Raw genomic sequence first — 12,897 nt, 5'->3', positions numbered from 1 at the left:
CAGCATGAATCCCGGGCTCGACTTGGGGTGTTCCTAGTCGTCGGTGAGGGTCACTCCGGCTCCGCCGACCAGTGAAGCAGCAATGTTGTACAGCACCGCGCCAAGCATGGAGACCACGGAAATTACCACTACGTTCACCACTGCGATGATCGTCGCGTAGGAAGCCACCTGGCCCAGCGACATGGTGTCGCGCAGGTCGAAGTTGCCGTCGGCGCCAATGGCCTCGCGCATCAGCTGGTTGAACGCATCAAAGGTTCCGGTCAGATCCAAGACAGCCCAGATGCCCACGGCGGCAACCACGGTGATCACACCGAAAGCTACCGAGAGCAGGAAGGCCAGCTTCAGAACCGAGAAGGGCTCCACCTTGGAAACCAGCAGGCGGGCCTTGCGGACCTTCGCCTTGGGCGCTGGACGAACCAGGCGATCCTGGCCATTGGCCGGACGCTGCTGGCTGGTTGGGCGCTGCGGCGCTCCTGTCGGGCGCTGGCCCGCTGGACGTGCCTGGCCTGCTGCTGGTCGTGCGCCGGCGCTAGCCGGACGGGCGCCAGTACCGGTCGGAGCTGGACGCTTTACCTGGGTAGGTCGCGGCGCTGCGCTCTTCGGGGCACCGCCGCTGGGGCGTGGCGTCGAGGGCGTGCTCATGCGTTACCTCCGTTAGTGTTGTCATCATTTTCCGCGCCGGATTCGTTTTCTGGCACAGCCGATGACTCATCGATCGTGTTTTCTGCGTCCAACGTTACGGCATCTTCCTCCAAGTTCTCTTCGAGCTCAGTCTCAGAGTTCTTGGCAACCGCAAGGATCCGGTCCTTCTTGTCCGGCTTGGCGAAGATGACGCCCATCGTGTCGCGGCCCTTGGAAGGAACCTGCGAAACGGCCGAGCGGACCACCTTGCCCGAGCCCATCACCACCAAGACCTCATCGGTCTCGTCGACGATCAGCGCGCCAACCAGCTCACCGCGTTCCTCGTTGAGCTTGGCCACCTTAATGCCCAAACCACCGCGGGATTGCACACGGTATTCCTCGACGGTGGTGCGCTTGGCGTAGCCCTCGTTGGTCACGGTGAAGACATAGGAGCCTTCGCGGACCACATCGGCTGCCAGCAGTTCATCGTCTTCGCGGAACTTCATACCGGTCACGCCCGAGGTTGCACGGCCCATGGGGCGCAGCGCGGTATCGGTGGCGGTGAAGCGGACCGACTGGCCCTTGCGTGAGACGAGCATCACGTCATCGGATTCGCTGACCAGCTGCGCGGAGACCAGTTCATCGTCCTCGCGCAGGTTGATCGCGATCACGCCGGCGGTGCGGTTGGTGTCGTAATCCTCCAGGCGAGTCTTCTTGACCAAGCCGTTGCGGGTAGCCAGCATCAGGTAGGCCGCATCCTGGTAGGTGCGCAGGTCCAGCACCTGGGCAATGTGCTCGTCCGGCTGGAAGGCCATCACGTTGGCTACGTGCTGGCCCTTGGCATCGCGGCCGGCCTCGGCCAGCTCGTAGCACTTGGTGCGGTAAACCCGGCCGTGGTTGGTGAAGAACAGCAGCCAGTTGTGGGTCGAGGTGACGAAGAAGTGCTCCACCACGTCGTCCCCGCGCAGGTTCGCGCCCTTGATGCCCTTGCCGCCACGTGCCTGCGAACGGTAGTTGTCGATGCGGGTGCGCTTGACGTAGCCGCCGCGGGTGATGGTGACGACCATTTCCTCTTCGGGAATCAGGTCTTCGACGCTCATGTCGCCGTCGTAGCCCATCAGCACCTTGGTACGGCGCTCGTCCCCGTGCTTGTCGACGATTTCCTGCAGTTCTTCGGAGACGATCTGGCGCTGGCGTGCCGGATCGGCGATGATCGCCTGGAATTCGGCGATCATGCGCTCGAGCTCGGCATGGCGATCCTGGATCTTCTGGCGCTCGAGGGCGGCCAGGCGGCGCAGCTGCATGTCGAGGATGGCGCGGGACTGCGCCTCGTCGATGTCCAGCAGCTCCATCAGCCCGTCGCGCGCCGCCTCGGTGGTAGCCGAGCGGCGAATCAGGGCGATGACCTCGTCCAGGGCATCCAGGGCCTTGAGCAGGCCGCGCAGGATGTGGGCTTCTTCCTCGGCCTTCTTCAGGCGGTATTCAGTACGGCGGACGATCACTTCGATCTGGTGGGTGACCCAGTGGCGGATGAATCCATCCAGCGGCAGGGTGCGCGGCACCCCGTCGACGATCGCGAGCATGTTGGCCGAGAAGTTGGACTGCAGCTCGGTGTGCTTGTACAGGTTGTTCAGCACTACCTTGGCCACGGCATCGCGCTTGAGCACGATGACCAGGCGCTGGCCGGTGCGGCCCGAGGTCTCGTCGCGCATGTCGGCGATGCCGGCGATCTTGCCGTCGCGGACCAGTTCGGCGATCTTCACCGCGAGGTTATCCGGGTTGGCCATGTACGGCAGTTCGGTGACCACCAGGCAGGTGCGTCCCTGGATTTCCTCCACGTTGACCACTGCGCGCATGGTGATCGAGCCGCGGCCGGTGCGGTAGGCATCGGCGATGCCCTTGGTGCCCAGGATCATGGCGCCGGATGGGAAGTCCGGGCCCTTCACGCGCAGCATCAGCTCGGCGAGCAGCTCCTCGCGCGAAACTTCCGGGTTCTTCAAGTACCACTGCACGCCCTCGGCGACTTCGCGCAGGTTGTGCGGCGGGATGTTGGTGGCCATGCCCACGGCGATGCCGGAGGAGCCGTTGACCAAAAGGTTGGGGAAACGCGCCGGAAGAACCGTTGGTTCCTGGTTCTTGCCGTCGTAGTTGTCCTGGAAATCAACGGTGTTCTCGTTGATGTCGCGGACCATTTCCATGGCCAGCGGGGCCATCTTGGTTTCGGTGTAACGCTGGGCGGCGGCGCCGTCGTTGCCCGGGGAGCCGAAGTTGCCCTGGCCCAGGGCCAGCGGGTAGCGCATGACCCAGTCCTGGATCAGGCGGACCAGCGCATCGTAGATCGCGGTGTCGCCGTGCGGGTGGTACTGGCCCATGACTTCGCCGACCACGCGGGCGCACTTGTTGTACGAGCGCTCAGGGCGGTAGCCGCCGTCGTACATTGCGTACAGCACGCGGCGGTGCACCGGCTTCAGGCCATCGCGCACATCCGGCAGCGCGCGGCCGACAATAACGGCCATGGCGTAGTCGAGGTACGAACGCTGCATTTCGGTCTGCAGGTCGATCTGGTCGATGCGACCGCCTTCTGGGACCGGCTCGATGATCTCGCCGTCCATTGGTGCGTTCTCAGGGGTTTGCTCGTCGCTCAATTTCTTCCCTTACAAGTCAAAAAAGTCTTCGGTGGATATCTGTGGTGGCGGCGGCCGGCTAGATATCCAGGAAGCGCACGTCCTTGGCGTTCTGCTGGATGAAGTTACGGCGGGACTCGACGTCCTCGCCCATCAGCACGGAGAACACCTCGTCCGCGGCGGCCGCGTCATCCATGGTGACCTGGCGCAGCGTACGGTGCTCCGGATCCATGGTGGTGTCCCACAGTTCCGAGTAGTCCATCTCGCCCAGGCCCTTGTAGCGCTGGATGCCGTTGTCCTTGGGCAGGCGCTTGTTGGCGGCCTGGCCGGCAAGCAGCTCCTGGTCGCGTTCCTTGTCGGTGAACACGTAGTCATGCGGCGCATTGGACCACTTGATGCGGTACAGCGGCGGGGCTGCCAGGTAGACGTAGCCGTGCTCGATCAGCGGGCGCATGAAGCGGAAGATCAAGGTCAGCAGCAGCGTGGTGATGTGCTGGCCGTCCACGTCGGCATCGGCCATCAGCACGATCTTGTGGTAGCGCAGCTTGGCCATGTCGAACTCTTCGCCGATGCCGGTGCCGAAGGCGGTGATCATCGCCTGCACTTCGGCATTGCCCAGCGCGCGGTCCAGGCGGGCACGTTCCACGTTCAGGATCTTGCCGCGCAGCGGCAGGATGGCCTGGGTGTGCGGGTCGCGTCCGCGCTTGGCGGAGCCGCCTGCGGAGTCGCCCTCCACGATGAACACTTCGCACTCGGCAGGGTTCTTCGAGGAGCAGTCCGAGAGCTTGCCCGGCATGCCGAAGGATTCCATCGGCGACTTGCGGCGGGCGTTGTCGCGGGCCTTGCGGGCGGCCATGCGGGCCTGCGAAGCCAGTTGGGCCTTGCGGATGATGTCGCGGGCCACGTTCGGGTTGCGCTCGAACCAGTCGCCCAGTTCCTCGTTGACCACGCCCTGGACGAAGCCTCGGGCCATCGAGTTGCCCAGCTTGGTCTTGGTCTGGCCCTCGAACTGGGGCTCGGAGAGCTTGACCGAAATCACGGCGGTCAACCCTTCGCGGGCGTCCTCGCCGGTGAGGTTGTCGTCCTTTTCGCGCAGGATCTTGTTATCGCGTGCGTAGCGGTTGAGCAGGCCGGTCAGGGCCGCGCGGAAGCCCTCTTCGTGGGTGCCGCCTTCATGGGTGTTGATGGTGTTCGCGTAGGTGTGCACGGATTCGGCGTAGGCGCTGGTCCACTGCATCGCGATTTCCAGGCTGATGCCGCGGGTAGCATCTTCGGATTCGAAGGCGATGACCTCGTCGTGGACCAGTTCGATCTTCTTGGCGGCGTTCAGGTGCTTGACGTAGTCCAGCAGGCCGTCCTTGTACAGGTAGTCCACCGTGCGCGGCTTGACTACCTGGTTCTCGATTTCCTCCTCGACCTCGGCCTCGGGCTCTTCGTTGTCCTGCACTCGCTCATCGGTGAGGGTGATGCGCAGGCCCTTGTTCAGGAAGGCCATCTGCTGGAAACGGGCGCGAAGCGTCTCGAAATCGAATTCGGTGGTCTCGAAGATTTCCGGATCCGGGTAGAAGGTCTGGCTGGTGCCGGTCAGCTCGGTTTCTTCGCCCTTGGTCAGCTCCTGGACGGTGTGGCCGCCGTTGCCGAAGCCGATGCGCCACGCATGGCCCTGGCGGCGCACGATGGTGTCGACCTTCTCGGACAGGGCGTTCACCACGGAGATGCCCACACCGTGCAGGCCGCCGGAGACCGCGTAGCCGCCGCCGCCGAACTTGCCGCCTGCGTGCAGGATGGTCATGACAACCTCTACGGTTGGCTTGCCCTCGGTTGGGTGGATGTCTACTGGGATGCCGCGGCCGTTATCTTCACAGCGCACGCCGCCATCGGCCTGCAGCGTGACGTTGATGGTGTCGCAGTAGCCAGCCAGCGCCTCATCGACGGAGTTGTCGACGACTTCGTAGACCAAGTGGTGCAGGCCTCGAGGGCCGGTGGAACCGATGTACATGCCCGGGCGTTTGCGTACCGCTTCGAGTCCTTCGAGGACGGTAATATCCTGGGCGCCGTAAGTGTGTTCGACTTTGGAAGTCATCGATTCCGCGGGGGCTTGGCTTTCAGCCGGTTCCTGCGGTGAAGCATTTTCGGTAGACACGGGTGCTACGAACTCCTCGGATTTGGCGCGCGATTGCCCGCTGCGATGGATTCAGCGCGTCAGGCAATCATGGTCTGGAGGGACACCGCCCCGGGCAAGCCCGCAGCGGAGTCATTTCACTACCTCTAATTCTACCGCGTAGACCAAAATAAACGGTGGCTTTGAGGCCTAAATCGCCCACCAAAAGCTGCTAATTGACGTTCTGAGGCAGTTGGGGCGATCAAGTGTGGGGGGATCCACCCTCCGGGTCCGTGAGTGCGCCATATGCCGTGCCAGCAATTTCTACCCGTATGTGTCGCGTGGACCCCGGCCGGCCACCGAACGCATGCCATGGCGCCAGGAGGGAGCATTAGGCCCGAGCACCTTGATCACGGTGACGATCCCGGGACCCAACTCGGCATCGAATTTCTTCAGAATATCGTGGCTGAGCAGGCGCATTTGCGCAGCTCTCGCTGTTGTATCGCAGCGCATCACCACCACCGTGTCTTCAAAGGATTCCGGCTTGCAGTGCTTCGCGTTCTCCACGCCAATGATGTCGGGCCAGCGGCCGAGTACCGATCCGACCGCGACCTGGGTGTTCCAGCCGCGGGACTTGGACAAGCGGGAGACTACTTCGCCGATGGCGCGCGGATCGCGGATCGCCCCCTCGGCGGATTCCGGCTTTTCAGCGGCGAATCCGCGGCGGGCGGCTTTTCGCTTGCGCACTTTGTCCATGCGCGCCGCATCTATGCGCTTCTCGCCACGTTCTTCGGCGAGCTTCCGCATGCGGTTGAGCAGTGCTTTGGCCGCATCGATCTCTGGATCGAAGCGGTGTTCATCCCGTTCTGATGGCTCATGCATCGACAACCTGGCCAGGGGAGACCTGGAAGAAATGTCCCTTCAGTGCTTCTGGAACATCTTCGACAACGGCGGCGGTCACCAGAACCTGCTCGGCTCCGGCAACGATATGCGCCAAACGATCACGACGGGTGGTGTCCAGTTCGGCAAAGACATCATCAAGGATCAGGATGGGTCCGGAACCTGGGCGCGGATCGTCATCGCCGAAAACACGGTAGGCGGCAAGGCGCAGGGCCAGGGCAAAGGACCAGGTTTCCCCGTGCGAGGCATAGCCCTTGGCAGGGGTCGGTCCCAGGATCAGGGTCAGATCGTCCCGGTGCGGTCCAAAGAGCGAAATTCCGCGGTCGACTTCCCGACTGCGATTAACTTCAATGGCGTTCAGCAGCAGTTCCTGGATTTCTTCTTGGTCCAAGGATTCAAGGTCCTCTGCCGGAGGGCTGTTTTCATCGAGTTCGCCCTCGAGCGAGGACCGGTAGACGGCGCGCGCTTCCTTCGCGCCATCGGCCAAATCCGCGTAGGCGGCCTGCATGTACGGGCGAATCAAGGCCAGGACGTCAAGGCGTCCGCGGATCAATCGAGCGCCCGTCAAGGCCAACTGCAGATCCCAGGCCTTGAGGGTGTTTTCCTGCGAGGTGCTCAGCTTGGACTTGCCGCGGATGGATTTGAGCAGGGCATTGCGTTGCTTCACGATGCGGTCGTAGTCGTTCTTGGTGCCGGCTTCTACCGGGCGCAGGGCTACCAGGAGCTCGTCCAAGAACTTGCGGCGGTTGGACGGGTCGCCCTTGATCAGCGCCATGTCCTCCGGGGCGAAGAGCACGGTGCGCACCATGCCCAGGATCTCCCGAGCGCGAACCGGGTTGGCCCGGTTGATGCGGGCACGATTGATCTTGCCACTGGTGATTTCGACCTCGATCACTGTGGTTTGCGGGCCGCGATGCACGGTGCCGCGGATCAGCGCGCGCTCAGAACCGAAATGCAGCAAAGGGGCGTCATTGCTCACGCGATGCGAAGAGAGATTGGCCAAATAGCCAACGGACTCAACGATATTGGTTTTGCCGACGCCGTTGGGGCCGATCAGAACGTTGATCCCAGGGGCCAGGTGCACGTCGGCCTGCGCATACGAGCGGAAGCCCGTGAGTGAAAGCTGCGAGATATACACCGAGGTCCTGACAGAAAGAAGGTGGTGGATGGCTTTAGCCATCCACCACGAAATTGGCTTAGTTCGAGTTGGGCAACCGAACCGGCATCACGAGGTAGCGATACTGGTCCTGGTCATCCTCATCCAGCTTCTTCTGGCCGGTCAGCATGGCCGGCTTGGGCGCACTGGTGAAGGAGAAGCGCACGAAATCGGTATTGAAGGAGTTCAGGCCTTCGGACAAGAAGGTCGGGTTGAAGGCAACGACGATGTCTTCGCCGCGAAGAGACGCAACAATAGCTTCTTCAGCCTGCGCGTCTTCGCCGGTGCCAGCATCCAAGGTCAGCTGGCCATCGGTAAAAGCCATGCGAACTGGGGTATTGCGTTCGGCAACCACCGATACACGACGAACAGCTTCCATCAGCTCGCTGGTGCGAACGGTGGCATGGATTGGGGTGTCGCTTGGGAACAGCGAGCGGATCTTCGGGTATTCGCCATTGATCAGCAGCGAAGTGGTCCGGCGGTTGGAGCTTTCGAAGCCAACCATTTCTCCGTTCTCGCTCATTGCAAGCTTCAGCTCGCCAGAGCTCGAGAGAGTCTTGGCAACTTCGTTGAGGGTCTTGGCTTTGATCAGGAAGGAGGTCGAGATTTCTGCCTGGTTCGGAGTCCAATTGAGTTCACGCAGAGCCAGACGGTAGCGGTCCGTGGCCAAGAATGTGATCAGGTCATTTTCAATTTCAACCTTGATGCCGGTGAGAACTGGCAAGGTGTCGTCCTTGGACGCCGCAACGATAACCTGCGATACAGCTTCGGAGAATGCTTGGCCATCGATAGTGCCGGCGATAGCTGGAAGTTCAGGCAGGGTTGGGTATTCATCAACTGGCATGGTGGCCAGGTGGAATCGTGAACGGCCACAGGTCAGCGAGATCTTCGAGCCTTCGGTCTCCAAGGTGACCGTCGAGTTAGGCAGCGATCGGGTGATCTCAGCCAAGAGCTTGCCGGAAACCAAGATCGAACCCTGCTCAGAAATGTCCGCGGGAATCTCAATATGCGAGGAAATCTCATAGTCGAATCCCTCGAGCCGAACCAGGCCTTCATGGGTGGTGATGAGAATGCCAGCCAAAACAGGTGATGGTGGTCGCTGTGCCAGGGACCGGGCAGTCCAGGATACGGCGTCTGCCAATACATCCTTTTCAACGCTGAACTTCACGAAAAATCCGCCTTTCGGAACCCATAAGTCTTAAGTCAGGCCAAGAAGGTTGTTCCCTCGCCAAGTTCTTAAGCATAGAGCAGGTAATTGCACGTTTTATCCATCTAATCTTGCCACGCCCTGATAGCGCAACGTCTGCTCAATGAACGAAGTGTGGACGATGCAACAAAAAATTGTTCTGCACAGGATTTGGCTCGAGGGTGTGGAGTGGACTCGTTATTTGGATGATTAAGGGTTTAAAGGAGAAGTGTTAATAACCCTTGTGGATACTGTGGATAAGGCCTGTAACCCCAGACCCGCCCACGATTGTGCATGTGAACAATCTGTGGTTGAACATGAGACTCAGTTCCATCATCCTGTTGATACTCAGTTCCATGATTTTTAACGTCCACATGGTTTGCGCACTTATCCGCAGGTCGTCACCAAATCATCCACAGTCTTATCCACACCTGTGATTTCTCGCCGCTAGTGCTCCCGCTGGCTCTGCTTAATCCGGTTGGTTAGCTCGGTGACCTGATTAAAGATCGCTCGGCGCTCGGCCATGAGCTCACGGATCTTACGATCCGCGTGAATCACGGTGGTGTGGTCGCGGCCGCCAAGTTCTGCACCAATCTTCGGCAGCGACATGTCGGTAAGCTCACGCAGCAAGTACATGGCGATCTGGCGCGCGGTGACCAAAGTACGAGTTCGCGACTTGCTGTTCAGCTCATCAATACTCAGTCCGAAGTACTCTGCGGTCTGCTTGATGATGGTCGACGGCGTGATTTCCTGGGCCCCGTCTTCGCTGATCAAGTCCTTGAGCACGGTTTCGGCCAATGCAAGGTCCACGGGCTGGTTATTCAGCGACGCGAAAGCGGTGACACGGATCAAAGCACCTTCGAGTTCCCGGATATTCGTGGAAATACGCGAAGCAATGTACTCCATGACATCACTTGGAGCTGAAAGATTTTCAGCGTCGGCCTTCTTACGCAAAATCGCAATACGCGTCTCCAGCTCTGGTGGCTGAATATCGGTCAGCAGGCCCCACTCGAAGCGCGAACGCATGCGGTCTTCGAATCCCTGCAGCTGCTTGGGAGGCAGATCAGAGGTGATGACAACCTGCTTGTTGTGGTTGTGCAGCGCATTGAAGGTATGGAAGAACTCTTCCTGGGTAGCGTCCTTGTTGGCCAAGAACTGAATGTCGTCAATGAGCAGAATGTCGACATTGCGGTAAGTCTGCTTGAAACTTGCGCCCTCGTCGTCGCGGATCGAGTTGATGAAATCATTGGTGAACTCTTCGGAGTTCACGTAGCGCACGCGGATGCCCTTGTAGAGATGGCGTGCGTAGTGGCCAATGGCATGCAGCAAGTGAGTCTTGCCCAGACCTGAATCACCATAGATGAACAGCGGGTTGTAGGCCTTGGCCGGCGCTTCGGCAACAGCAACGGCTGCGGCGTGGGCAAAGCGGTTCGATGAGCCGATCACGAAGGTGTCGAAAATGTACTTCGGGTTCAGCCGGCCGAACTCCTGCGAATTCGATGGGGGAGTTGGCTGCGGTGCTGGCTGGGGGCGCGGACCAGGAGTCTCAACGACTGCTGGAGCTGACGGCGCGGCGGCTTTGGCTTCAGGCTCATCTTCTTCGAGCTCATCCGAGAGCGAGAGATCAACGCTGACGGCGCAACGGATCTCGTCCTGGAAGACTTCTCGCAGTGCTTCATCCAGCGGCTCGCGCAGCTGAGTCTGCAGAATATCGCGGGTGAGGTCATTGGGTACCGCAACTAAGAGCGTCGTACCGATTAGTCCCTGAGGTTTAGCCAGCGATACGAAGGCACGGTAACGCGCCTTGACGCGATCATCATCCTCGATCTTCCGGATGACTTGGCGCCAAGAGCTACCAATGCTATTGGTTTCGTCGCTGCTCACTAAGGGCGCCCCGCTTCCGTTTAAATGCAATCTTGGTCACAAGAATCCTGTTTCCAGGCTTCTGAAACGTCGTTTTCTGGACCACGTCTGCATTGATTCTATCCATCATCCACACAGTTATGCACAGCTCCGTGGAAAAACCGGGTGTTATTACTGTGGAAAACGGGTTTTCCCTTGAAATCAAGCGTTTTTCGCTGCGAGATGACTAGCTGTTTTGCGGAAAACTGTGAATTTTCTTTCGTTATGCACAGCCTTAATCCACAAGTCTGGGGTAGATTATTCACAGGCCGACTCTCGAAGTAGGGAGCATGGGCAGAACTCGTGCGCCAATTTGACCTTGCGCGCATAGTTTTCTATTGTTATTCAGTCCTATGCGCATCTTTTTGCGACTTGCTCATTTTTGGAAGAGCCCGCGAAAAAAGCGCATTTTATAAAAAGCACGAGCGTCATCCTGTTGTTATCCAGCTAGCTAGTAACGGGTAGTACGCATCATCTAAAACGTTTTGGAGTGTCACCGTGAGCAAGCGGACTTTTCAGCCTAACAACCGTCGTCGTTCGAAGAAGCATGGCTTCCGCCTTCGTATGCGTACCCGTGCAGGTCGTGCCATCCTTTCGGCACGTCGCGGCAAGGGTCGCACCGAGCTGTCCGCATAAATTTGCGAAACAGCTCTTGGCAGCATGACTTCAACGAGCTCAGCTAAAGAGCAACCCGAAGCCGATGTTGCCTAAGAATCAGCGACTGCGCCTAGCGCAAGACCTTACAGCCACTGTACGTTCCGGCGTCCGAAGCGGACGCCGGAACGTCGTGCTATATGCACGGCACCGAGAAACCGAAGAGTTCCTTGGTGACAGGTTTGGATTCATTGTTTCCAAGGCTGTAGGTATTGCCGTTAAAAGGAATCTCACCAAACGACGAATGCGGGAAATCGCCCACGAGCTGCGGCGCGTGGACGGCGACGTCGATTTCGTCTTCCGTGCACTTCCTGGCGCCGCCGAACTCTCTTGGGAAGAACTCAACTCCCAGGTCAATTCAGCCTTCTCCGCTGTTTTGCGCAAGATTGAGGCGCGCTGATGCGTAAGGACTTAGCTCCGCGTACCGGTTTGCTGTGGTTCATCATCGATATCCCACGCAACATCGTTATCGGGCTGCTCAAGACTTACCGAAAACTCATCTCGCCACTATATGGCGATGTATGCCGATACTTTCCTAGCTGTTCTGCCTATGGGCTCGAAGCAGTGACTCAGCACGGCGTTGTCAAAGGCGCCGGATTGACCACTTGGCGGATTCTCCGATGCAATCCGTGGTCCCACGGAGGCGTCGACCACGTTCCTGAGGGACCGAGGATTTGGCCAGAAGGCAAACTGCCGAGGATCATAGTTCTGAATCATCCTGTGATTCCCGACGATGAAGACGCCGCGGAAAGCGGCCGCAAGGAGCTCGACCACTGATGAACAACTTCCTAGACACGATACTGACTCCGTTTACGTACGTAGTCTCGTGGGTTCTGTGGGCATTCCACGAACTGTTCACCGCGATTGGAATGAACGGGGATTCGGGTGTTACCTGGACCTTGTCGATCATCTTCCTCGTGCTGCTGATCCGTACTTTGCTGATCCCAGTGTTCGTCAAGCAGATCAAGTCCCAGCGCGCGATGCAGGCACTGCAGCCTGATCTGCGCAAGCTGCAGGCCAAGTACAAGGGCAAGACCGACCAGATGTCGCGCCAGGCTATGGTTCAGGAGCAGCAGGCGCTGTTCAAGAAGCATAAGACCAACCCGCTGTCTTCCTGCTTGCCCCTGCTCGTGCAGATGCCGTTCTTCTTCGCGCTGTTCCGCGTTCTGAACGAAGCCTCCCGCGCCAGCGATGATGGACGTTCGATCGGCGCTCTGTCCGCTGAGCACATCCGCAGCTTCGACAATTCCTCGATCCTGGGCGCTCCGCTGTCCGAGACCTTCTTGGGCACCATCAATTCCGGTGCCATCAACTGGGCAGTGATCATCGTTGCGGTGGTCATGATCCTTGCAATGACCGCATCGCAGTTCTTCACCCAGCGACAGCTGATGACCAAGAACATGAGCAAGGAGGCCCTCGAGGGCCCGTTCATGCAGCAGCAGAAGATGATGCTGTACATCCTGCCCCTGGTCTTCGGTATCGGTGGTATCAACTTCCCAATCGGTGTGCTGATTTACTGGACCGCTTCGAACCTGTGGACCCTGGGCCAGCAGTTCTGGGTTATCCGCAACAACCCGACCCCTGGTTCGGAAGCAGAGCGCGAACTTAACGCTCGCCGCGCCGCCAAGGGCCTGCCTCCAGTAGGCGTGAAGAAGGAAGACGCTGATGCCGCTGCCGCCGCCGCGGCAGAGCAGCAGGCCAAGGGCCAGCGTGAACAGCCGCAGCGCAAGAACCGTCGAAAGAAGAAGTAGCC

11 protein-coding genes are annotated in these 12,897 nt (G+C 59.6%); 4 read left to right on the top strand and 7 right to left on the bottom strand.

Features of this window, described 5'->3' with window-relative positions; translation table 11 throughout:
- Positions 1 to 33: 33 nt before the first annotated feature.
- The 7 genes from M2368_RS14480 to dnaA form a co-directional block, all read right to left on the bottom strand.
- A complete protein-coding gene (locus M2368_RS14480) occupies positions 34 to 642 on the bottom strand; it encodes a DUF3566 domain-containing protein (RefSeq protein WP_105658687.1) in 609 nt (202 codons plus the stop codon).
- Positions 639 to 3,266 carry a DNA gyrase subunit A gene (gene gyrA / locus M2368_RS14475; RefSeq protein WP_105658688.1) on the bottom strand — a complete coding sequence of 876 codons (2,628 nt, stop codon included), beginning with the start codon at positions 3,264 to 3,266 and terminating at the stop codon, positions 639 to 641. The genes M2368_RS14480 and gyrA overlap by 4 nt, the downstream gene beginning before the upstream one ends.
- 58 nt (positions 3,267 to 3,324) lie before the next feature.
- Complete coding sequence (gyrB, locus tag M2368_RS14470) at positions 3,325 to 5,328, bottom strand: DNA topoisomerase (ATP-hydrolyzing) subunit B (RefSeq protein WP_402741640.1); 2,004 nt, start codon at positions 5,326 to 5,328, stop codon at positions 3,325 to 3,327.
- 342 nt (positions 5,329 to 5,670) lie between these two features.
- A complete protein-coding gene (locus tag M2368_RS14465) occupies positions 5,671 to 6,228 on the bottom strand; it encodes a DciA family protein (protein ID WP_105658690.1) in 558 nt (185 codons plus the stop codon).
- Positions 6,221 to 7,384: a DNA replication/repair protein RecF gene (recF, locus tag M2368_RS14460; RefSeq protein WP_498724614.1), complete on the bottom strand. Its 1,164-nt coding sequence runs from the start codon at positions 7,382 to 7,384 to the stop codon at positions 6,221 to 6,223. Before recF ends, M2368_RS14465 begins: the two co-directional genes overlap by 8 nt.
- 58 nt (positions 7,385 to 7,442) lie before the next feature.
- Positions 7,443 to 8,570: a DNA polymerase III subunit beta gene (gene dnaN / locus M2368_RS14455; RefSeq protein ID WP_105658692.1), complete on the bottom strand. Its 1,128-nt coding sequence runs from the start codon at positions 8,568 to 8,570 to the stop codon at positions 7,443 to 7,445.
- Positions 8,571 to 9,035: 465 nt separating this feature from the next.
- Positions 9,036 to 10,472: a chromosomal replication initiator protein DnaA gene (dnaA, locus tag M2368_RS14450; RefSeq protein WP_105658693.1), complete on the bottom strand. Its 1,437-nt coding sequence runs from the start codon at positions 10,470 to 10,472 to the stop codon at positions 9,036 to 9,038.
- 516 nt (positions 10,473 to 10,988) lie between these two features.
- Here dnaA and rpmH point away from each other — a divergent pair.
- From rpmH to yidC, 4 genes are all read left to right on the top strand, one after another.
- Complete coding sequence (gene rpmH, locus M2368_RS14445) at positions 10,989 to 11,126, top strand: 50S ribosomal protein L34 (RefSeq protein WP_075972541.1); 138 nt, start codon at positions 10,989 to 10,991, stop codon at positions 11,124 to 11,126.
- Positions 11,127 to 11,190: 64 nt separating this feature from the next.
- Positions 11,191 to 11,544 carry a ribonuclease P protein component gene (gene rnpA / locus M2368_RS14440; RefSeq protein WP_105658694.1) on the top strand — a complete coding sequence of 118 codons (354 nt, stop codon included), beginning with the start codon at positions 11,191 to 11,193 and terminating at the stop codon, positions 11,542 to 11,544.
- Positions 11,544 to 11,921 carry a membrane protein insertion efficiency factor YidD gene (yidD, locus tag M2368_RS14435; protein ID WP_105662201.1) on the top strand — a complete coding sequence of 126 codons (378 nt, stop codon included), beginning with the start codon at positions 11,544 to 11,546 and terminating at the stop codon, positions 11,919 to 11,921. Before rnpA ends, yidD begins: the two co-directional genes overlap by 1 nt.
- Positions 11,921 to 12,895, top strand: coding sequence for a membrane protein insertase YidC (gene yidC / locus M2368_RS14430; RefSeq protein WP_105658696.1), 975 nt, complete (start codon positions 11,921 to 11,923; stop codon positions 12,893 to 12,895). Before yidD ends, yidC begins: the two co-directional genes overlap by 1 nt.
- Positions 12,896 to 12,897 lie beyond the last annotated feature (2 nt).

Origin of the sequence: Arthrobacter sp. JUb119 (genome assembly GCF_024807995.1) — a bacterium.
Classification (GTDB): domain Bacteria; phylum Actinomycetota; class Actinomycetes; order Actinomycetales; family Micrococcaceae; genus Glutamicibacter.
Note: the sequence above shows the minus strand (reverse complement) of the source record. Positions and strands in the feature narration are given on the sequence as shown.